7 protein-coding genes and 1 tRNA gene are annotated in these 7,675 nt (G+C 43.7%); 6 read left to right on the forward strand and 2 right to left on the reverse strand.

From position 1 onward, the window contains the following. The first annotated feature begins 7 nt into the window (after positions 1-7). On the forward strand, positions 8-1,507 hold the full coding sequence (locus tag RMY63_RS15270) for an ATP-binding protein (protein WP_322729512.1): 1,500 nt from the start codon (positions 8-10) through the stop codon (positions 1,505-1,507). Between the two features lie 15 nt (positions 1,508-1,522). Here the strand turns inward: RMY63_RS15270 and RMY63_RS15275 are convergent, their stop codons facing one another. Further along, positions 1,523-2,437: a rhodanese-related sulfurtransferase gene (locus tag RMY63_RS15275; protein WP_322729513.1), complete on the reverse strand. Its 915-nt coding sequence runs from the start codon at positions 2,435-2,437 to the stop codon at positions 1,523-1,525. Positions 2,438-2,492: 55 nt separating this feature from the next. Between RMY63_RS15275 and RMY63_RS15280 the strand changes: the two genes are divergently transcribed. The 4 genes from RMY63_RS15280 to RMY63_RS15295 all read left to right on the forward strand — a co-directional run bounded on the left by RMY63_RS15280 (position 2,493) and on the right by RMY63_RS15295 (position 5,585). Next, positions 2,493-2,565, forward strand: a tRNA-Ala gene (locus tag RMY63_RS15280). A gap of 105 nt (positions 2,566-2,670) precedes the next feature. Beyond that, complete coding sequence (locus RMY63_RS15285) at positions 2,671-3,168, forward strand: DUF2127 domain-containing protein (RefSeq protein WP_322729514.1); 498 nt, start codon at positions 2,671-2,673, stop codon at positions 3,166-3,168. Positions 3,169-3,504: 336 nt separating this feature from the next. Beyond that, the gene (locus RMY63_RS15290) at positions 3,505-4,911 is read left to right on the forward strand and encodes a 1-acyl-sn-glycerol-3-phosphate acyltransferase (RefSeq protein ID WP_322729515.1); all 1,407 of its coding nucleotides are present in this window, start codon (positions 3,505-3,507) and stop codon (positions 4,909-4,911) included. A gap of 65 nt (positions 4,912-4,976) precedes the next feature. Further along, positions 4,977-5,585, forward strand: a complete 609-nt coding sequence (locus tag RMY63_RS15295; protein ID WP_322729516.1) for a hypothetical protein — start codon at positions 4,977-4,979, stop codon at positions 5,583-5,585. 53 nt (positions 5,586-5,638) lie between these two features. On the opposite strand, the gene RMY63_RS15300 is transcribed toward RMY63_RS15295, so the two are convergent. Further along, positions 5,639-6,622, reverse strand: coding sequence for an AraC family transcriptional regulator (locus RMY63_RS15300; RefSeq protein ID WP_322729517.1), 984 nt, complete (start codon positions 6,620-6,622; stop codon positions 5,639-5,641). Between the two features lie 249 nt (positions 6,623-6,871). Here RMY63_RS15300 and RMY63_RS15305 point away from each other — a divergent pair, with 249 nt between their 5' ends. Further along, positions 6,872-7,645, forward strand: a complete 774-nt coding sequence (locus RMY63_RS15305; RefSeq protein ID WP_322729518.1) for an aldo/keto reductase — start codon at positions 6,872-6,874, stop codon at positions 7,643-7,645. Positions 7,646-7,675: the final 30 nt, after the last annotated feature.

The following is a 7,675-nucleotide window of genomic DNA, read 5'->3' on the forward strand; positions in this document are numbered from 1 at the left end:
ATATCAAATGGGTCAAGCTAGGATTTTAGTCGTTGAAGATGAAGTGATTGTGGCTAGAACTATTGCTAGTCAACTCAGTCAACTAGGATACATTGTTACAGGTACAGCTTCATCTGGAAAAGTTGCCATTGCCAAGGCATCGGAAACTCAACCAGAATTAGTATTAATGGATATTATTCTTAAAGGTGATATGGACGGTATCGCTACCGCCACTCAGATTCGCCAGCAGTTAGATGTACCTGTAATTTATTTAACCGCTTATGGCGACGATCATACTTTAGAAAGAGCCAAAATTACCCAACCTTTCGGATACATCGTTAAACCATTTACTACAAAAGATTTAAAAATTGCGATCGAGATCGGTCTTTTAAAACACCAATTAGAACGTGAACTCCGGGAAAATCGAGATCAGTTAGCAACCCTTTTAAACTCAATGAGTGATGCTGTAATTGCCGCAAATGAGCAGGGAAAAATAACATTTATGAATCCTGCAGCTGAGGCACTGACTGGCTGGCAGCAAAAAGATGCTTTAGGAAATGAAGCAGCGAAGATTTTTCATATTGTCGATGAAGTAACAGAGACAACATTAGAAAACCCTGTTACAAAAGTGCTGCAAGAGCAACAGGTTGTTTATTTAGGAGAATTCACATCTCTAATTACAAAAAACGGCAAAAGAGTTCCAATTGGTGATAGTGCTTCCCCACTAAAGCGAGGATCTGACGAGATAAATGGTGTAGTAGTTGTTTTCTGGGATCTTAGCGAACGACGCCAAACAAAATTGCTAGAGCAAGCATTAGAAAAGGAGCAAGAACTTAACCGTCTCAAATCCTTATTTATCTCTACTGTATCTCATGAGTTCCGTAATCCCCTGACTGTTGTCCAAACAGCAGTAGAACTCATGGAAATGCAAGGAGCAAATTTGACAGATACAAAAAGAGGCATCTATTTAAAGCGAATTCAAGGCGCTGTGCAATCTATGGAAAAACTCATGGAAGAAGTGCTGTTTATGGGTCGAGCGGAAGCACAAAAACTCGTATTCAACCCTGCTCCTCTTAACCTAGAGCAATTTTGTCGAGAGTTAATCGAAGATTTTTTGATTGTTAAAAGCAGCGTGTGTGAAATTGTTTTTACCTGTCATAGTGAGAATACATCTGCTGTAATGGATGAAGGACTTTTACATTACCTGTTTGCAAATCTTCTCTCAAATGCAGTTAAATATTCTCCCCAAGGTGGCAAGATTGAGTTTGATTTAATATGTGACCCAATTGATAAAGTAGCAATTTTTTACATTCAAGATCGAGGTATGGGCATTCCCGAACCAGACCAAGCTCGACTGTTTGAATCATTCTACCGAGCCTCAAATGTCAAATCAATTCAGGGTACTGGGTTGGGGTTAGTAATCGTTAAAAGGTGCGTCGATGCTCATCAGGGTCAAATCAGTGTTACAAGTGAAATTGGAGTTGGTACTAGATTTACAGTAATTTTGCCCTTAAATACCGAATCATAAGTTATAAATTCTTCTTCAACTAACATCCCGATTTTTGTTACCAACTTGGGTTTGGTAGTGGCGCCATTTTTCTTGTTGACGCGCTCTTTTCTCCTCAGTAAGGCTATCGAAACAATAGGCACAGGAGATACCTTGCTCATACTTTGGAGACACTTTATCTTCCTTAGAAATCGGACGCCCACAACAGAGGCACAACTCATAACTTCCTTTCTCTAACCCATGACTAACGGCTACCCGCTCATCAAAGACAAAACATTCTCCTTCCCATAAACTTTCTTGTGCTGAAACTTCCTGCAAATACTTAAGAATGCCGCCCTTGAGATGATAGACTTCTGCAAAGCCTTGGGCAAGCATGAAGGATGAAGCTTTTTCACAGCGAATACCACCTGTACAAAAGAGAGCAACCTTTTTGTGTTTAGTTGGGTCGAGATAGTGGCGCACATAATCGGGGAATTCACGGAATGATTCAGTTTGAGGATTTTCTGCCCCTTGGAAAGTACCGATATTCACCTCATAATCATTGCGCGTGTCAATCACGGTTACTTCTGGATTGGAAATTAAATCATTCCATTCTTCAGGGTTGACATAGATCCCAACTTGCTGATTTGGGTCAATTTCTGGCAACCCCAAACTGACAATTTCTGGCTTTAACCGCACCTTCATCCGCTCAAAGGGTGGGGTTTCGGTATAAGACTCTTTGGATTCTAAGTCTGCTAGACGGGGGTCAGAACGCAGAAACCAGAGAACTGAGTCAATCGTCTGACGCGAACCAGCAATTGTACCGTTAATCCCTTCAAGTGCCAGCAAAATCGTTCCCTTGACACCTTGCGCTTGGCAGTAAGACAGCAGAGGATCTCGTTTTTCGGCAAAATCTGGCAGCTTAACAAATTTATACAATGCTGCGACAACTTGGATATTTTCTGGCTTCATCCTTTTGGTAATAGAACAATATAAGTTACAATGTTATCTACTATTTTAAGTTTATGGGGGTTTAGCTCAGTTGGTAGAGCGCCTGCTTTGCAAGCAGGATGTCAGCGGTTCGAGTCCGCTAACCTCCATTGAAAATGTTTGATTAAATGGGATTGCATCCATTGCACCAATTCAAAATCGTACTCAGTTAGAGCAATCCTAGATCAGGAGGTTAACTCTGACTTGACAGCATCATGGTAATTTTAATCGTTCAAAATTTGACTTATCTATACTTAGGGGGTTGTTTGGAAAAGCGTCCATTGGGGTTAGTGGCAATTGTTCTCTACAAATCATTTGCCGCCTTGCTGCTTATGGTTACTTCGATCGCTTTATTATTGACATTAAAAAATTATCAAACTCTAGAGGCGTTTTCAGAAAATTATGTTTTAGAAGGTAAATCGATAATTATTGATTGGCTTTTAAAGAAAGTTGTTAACTTAAATCCTAGAACTCTGGCATTTAGCGGCATCGGAACCGGAATCTATGCTATTGTTACTACTATTGAAGCCGTTGGTTTATGGTACGAAAAGCGTTGGGCACATGTTTTGGTATTGGGACTTGTCGGTATCAGTATTCCACCAGAGATTTATGAATTGATTCGGGGGATATCTCTGATAAAAACATTAGTTCTTGTATTGAATTTAGCTGTATTTGGCTATTTATTCCGAAATTTTCCTAAACATGCAAAATAATTTTTGATCAGAAGAAAGGCAGGAGGCAGAAGGAAGAAAGTTACAAACCTTCTTTTCGAGATGCACAGCACGAGAAAAGATACGTCAGTGCTCATGCTCAAACCTGTTTCTTTCTCTACGATATGCTGCGCGAACATGGTAGAGGTTTTCCCCCTGCCTCCGCCTCCTTCTCGCTGATTCGATACTTAGGGTCTTATTGTTGAAGAGTTTAGGAGTGCTGAGTAACAAAGAGAGCTAAACGTGGTGATTGAAATATTTGACGACAAGAGGCTACGGGTTTACGCAAAACCAAGATCCACGTTATACAATCGCTAGAAATACAATCTGGAGAGCGACTTGCCTAGATCGATTCAGTCTACTCAACCACCATTGAAATTTATTCCCCAACGGTTGAATCCGCTGGTACTGCGGATTTTTCGGTGGTTACTGCCGATCGCACTACGGTTTCGTACTCGCCCTTGGCTATCGGCTGGGATTGTCAAGGTTGAAGCCAAGAATGTTGAAGTATTAGCTGAACTTTATCAACAATTTCAGGCTGGAAAAATTCGCTTTTTGTTGGCATTTCGCCACCCAGAGGTGGAAGATCCCCTCTGTATGCTGTATTTGCTTTCTCGGATTGTGCCAGAAGTTGCTCGTCAAAAAGGTATTACACTAAAATCCCTGGTTCACAGCTATTTTCTTTATGACCGAGGTATGACAGTTTGGGCTGGAAAGTGGCTAGGTTGGCTGTTCTCTCTGCTGGGCGGTGTACCGGTTCGTCGTGGTAGGCGACTAGATCGGCAAGCTATCCAAAATGCACGGGAGTTGTTTGCTAATGGCGCACTACCGATCGCAGTAGCGCCGGAAGGCGGTACTAATGGTCATAGTGGCATTGTTAGCCCCTTAGAACCTGGTGTTGCTCAAATGGGGTTTTGGTGTGTAGAAGACTTAGAAAAAGCTAACCGTTCTGAGATTGTGATCGTTGTGCCGATCGCCATCCAGTATCGCTACGTTGAGCCACCTTGGTCTAAGATAGATTGGCTGTTGAGTAAGTTAGAAGCTGATAGTGGCTTGAAAGTTTTGGAAATTGATTCGGGCAATAGCGAAGAAATTTACTATCAACGCCTCTGTAGGTTGGCTGAATATTTGATTACCGAGATGGAAGAGTTTTATCGCCGCTTCTATCATCAAGATATCCCAAAAACCATCTCAACTGATGAATCTACTAGTGTTAATCAGATATTAGTTGCCCGACTTCATCGCCTACTGGATAAGGCATTACAAGTTACCGAACAATATTTTGAAGTTCAAGCGCAAGGTAATTTTATTGACCGCTGTCGCCGCTTGGAAGAGGCTGGCTGGAGTTACATTTACCGAGACGATTTGCCAGATATCAATGCTTTAGCACCCTTCAAACGCGGTTTGGCAGACTGGATTGCAGAAGAAGCCGACTTGCGAATGCGGCACATGCGGATAGTGGAAAGTTTTGTTGCAGTCACAGCTACTTATATTCAGGAACAACCAACGGCGGAACGGTTTGCAGAAACAGCTTTGCTTGTATTCGATATGCTTTCTCGAATTCAGGATACAACACTTCCAAGGCGACCTCGGTTAGGTTTGCGACAAACACAAATCACTGTGGGAGAGCCAATTTCAGTTACAGAACGCTTCAGAAATTGTCAGGGCGATCGCCAAGCGTCTAGACGGGCTGTGAGCGATTTGACCCAAGATTTGCAAATCGCTTTAGAGAAGATGATTGCTTGATTTTTCCCCATTGCTTAGTGGTCTATAGACGGGAATACTAAACTAATACCACTAAGGAAGTACCCATGTGTGAAGAAATCGAAAAACAATTACCTCCCTGGTTTGTCTCTACACTCTTAAATCAGGTCATGTTTAAAAAATTCGCAGCAGGAATTGGTTTTGGGATACTACTCGCTGTAAATCCTATAGCTATAGGTGAGAATAACAGTTCAAACTATCGTAGCAATCTTCTTGATAAGTCCACTAAAAAAGCAATTGATGTATCTAAAATATCCATAGGCAATATTAAGCTGGGGATGAAAGAAAAGGATATTATCAGAAAATTGGGTAAACCTAAGAGTCGAACTACAAAGTATGACGATATTTGTTATGGCGCATATATTACTACTTGGAATTATGATGGCCTAGAAATTGAAGGACTTTCATCTTCTAATAAGATAAGTGAAAGTCAAGTTCATTTGATCAACACTTCTAGTTCGCTTTATCCCACTATTCAAGGGATAAAGGTAGGCGATCGCATAAGTATGGCTCAAAAAGCATACTCTACATTCTCATCAACAATTAATAGCGAAAAGGATTTAGTATATCCAAATGATGCTTATGGTGGTTTAGTATTTTCTATCAATAAACATAAAGTAATTAGAAAAATCAGTTTATTGGCAGCATCGTGTTGAGAAGATATGTTGTTAATAGCAATTTCTGGCAAGATTAGAGCATCTTCAGGAGATCATATTGAACTAGCAGTCTCCCTAACAGTTTCTCGCAGCCGCTCCACATCGCGTATCGGTGGAGCACCAAAGAGCCGCTTGTACTCCCGATTGAAGTGTGAGGCATCGTCGTACCCCACTTGGTAGGCAGCACTGGTAGCGTCAAGGTTTTCCCCCAGCATTAGACGGCGAGCCTCTTGCAGCCGCAGTTGCTTCTGGAACTGCAAGGGACTCATTGCAGTGACAGACTTGAAGTGATGGTGAAAGCCTGAGACACTCATTCCCAGTTCTCGGGCGATGCTTTCAATCTTGATCGGCTCGTTAAAGTCTTTACGAAGTCGCTCGACGGCTCTGGCGATATGGTAGGTGTAGCCACCGAGAACTGTAATATGACGGAGCCGATTACCTTGCTCTCCCATCAGGAGTCGGTAAATGATTTCCCGCTTAATCAGTGGTGCGAGAACATGAGCTTCAGCAGGGGAATCTAGAAGCCTGACGAGCCGCACCACAGCGTCCAACAGATTTGCATCTAACGGGCTTACATCAATCGCTTTCACATTAGCACGGCTGCGCAATGAGGGATGCCCTGCCTCGACCATTACTGAGCCAACAAGGGTGGAGTCAAGATCGAGGCGAAGGCTAAGGTACGGTTGCTCCTTGGACGCTTCCAGAATTTGGCTGACAATCGGCAGTTCAACCGTAGCAAGCAGATAATGTATCGGGTCGTACTGATAGCGATCGCTGCCCAGAAGGACTTCTTTGCTGCCCTGAGCGATCGCACAAAAGGCAGGGATAGAGACACTATGAACACATTCCGAAGGCGAGGAGGAGCGGTTGAAGTGCAATCCTTTCAACGGCTCAATCGTCCCATCATGACGAATCGCCTCGGCAATCCGCTCTTTGAGTTCGTCTCTGTTGGCTTGCGCTCTGTCTGCCTCGCGCTTTGCCTGCTGGTCGTTGATTAAATCCATAGTGGACATTTCACTTGTTTTGGCAGCGTTCATTTTTAAGTTTGCAGGATTGTACAACAATCTTAGAGGATCGTTTTATTGCTTGACCTTGAGGATTCTTACAATGAAGCTAAAGCAATGAAAAATGATTCCGACTTCTTTAAAGCATTCTAGATTTTTATTTAAGAAAAAACTCAGTGGCAAGACCGCCGACTGGATGGAACAGGTCAGCGACGAACAATACCAGACCTGATCCTAGTGCAAGACAGTTCGACCTTTAAATCAAAGACAGGAGTTTAAAAAATGCAAAAGCGCAAACTTGGAAACAGTAATCTGGAAGTCTCGGCTATCGGGCTTGGCTGCATGGGAATGAGTTTTTCTTATGGCCCGCCCAAAGACACCCAAGAGATGACTGCTCTTCTGGGGGCCGCTGTTGATCGCGGCGTTACATTCTTTGACACCGCCGAAGTCTACGGCCCGTTTACTAACGAAGAGCTTGTGGGCGAAGCCCTCGCTCCTTTCCGCAGGCAAGTAGCGATCGCCACCAAATTCGGGTTCGACCTAAATCCTAATTTCGATCCCCGTGGGATGAAGGGTTCGCCAGGATTGAATAGCCGACCGGAACACATCAAGCAGGCTGTGGAGGGTTTGCTCAAGCGACTCAAGGTCGAGACAATCGACCTGCTCTATCAGCATCGGGTTGACCCGAACGTGCCGATCGAAGACGTGGCAGGAGCGGTGAAGGAACTGATTCAGTCAGGTAAGGTGAAGCACTTTGGACTCTCGGAAGCAGGAGTGCAAACCATCCGTCGCGCGCACGCAGTTCAGCCGGTCACTGCTCTCCAGAGCGAATACTCGCTGTGGACGAGGACTCCTGAAAAGGAAGTGATACCAACCCTTGAGCAACTCGGAATCGGCTTTGTCCCGTACAGCCCGCTGGGCAAGGGCTTTCTCACGGGCAAGATGGACGAAAGCACGACTTTCGACAGTTCCGACTTCCGCAGCACTTTGCCTCGCTTCACGCCGGAGGCTCTCAAGGCAAATCAGGCCCTGATTAACCCTCTTTTGTCACTCTAGGCAGAGGAAAAATAGAAATAAGGGATATTG

This window comes from Nostoc sp. ChiQUE01b, from assembly GCF_034531255.1.
Taxonomy (GTDB): domain Bacteria; phylum Cyanobacteriota; class Cyanobacteriia; order Cyanobacteriales; family Nostocaceae; genus Nostoc.

Bases quoted from the DNA above. Each gene is read 5' to 3' on its own strand.
- RMY63_RS15270 (WP_322729512.1), top strand. From the start codon at position 8: ATGGGTCAAGCTAGGATTTTAGTCGTTGAAGATGAAGTGATTGTGGCT.
- RMY63_RS15275 (WP_322729513.1), bottom strand. From the start codon at position 2,437: ATGAAGCCAGAAAATATCCAAGTTGTCGCAGCATTGTATAAATTTGTT.
- RMY63_RS15285 (WP_322729514.1), top strand. From the start codon at position 2,671: ATGGTAATTTTAATCGTTCAAAATTTGACTTATCTATACTTAGGGGGT.
- RMY63_RS15295 (WP_322729516.1), top strand. From the start codon at position 4,977: ATGTGTGAAGAAATCGAAAAACAATTACCTCCCTGGTTTGTCTCTACA.
- RMY63_RS15300 (WP_322729517.1), bottom strand. From the start codon at position 6,622: ATGAACGCTGCCAAAACAAGTGAAATGTCCACTATGGATTTAATCAAC.
- RMY63_RS15305 (WP_322729518.1), top strand. From the start codon at position 6,872: ATGCAAAAGCGCAAACTTGGAAACAGTAATCTGGAAGTCTCGGCTATC.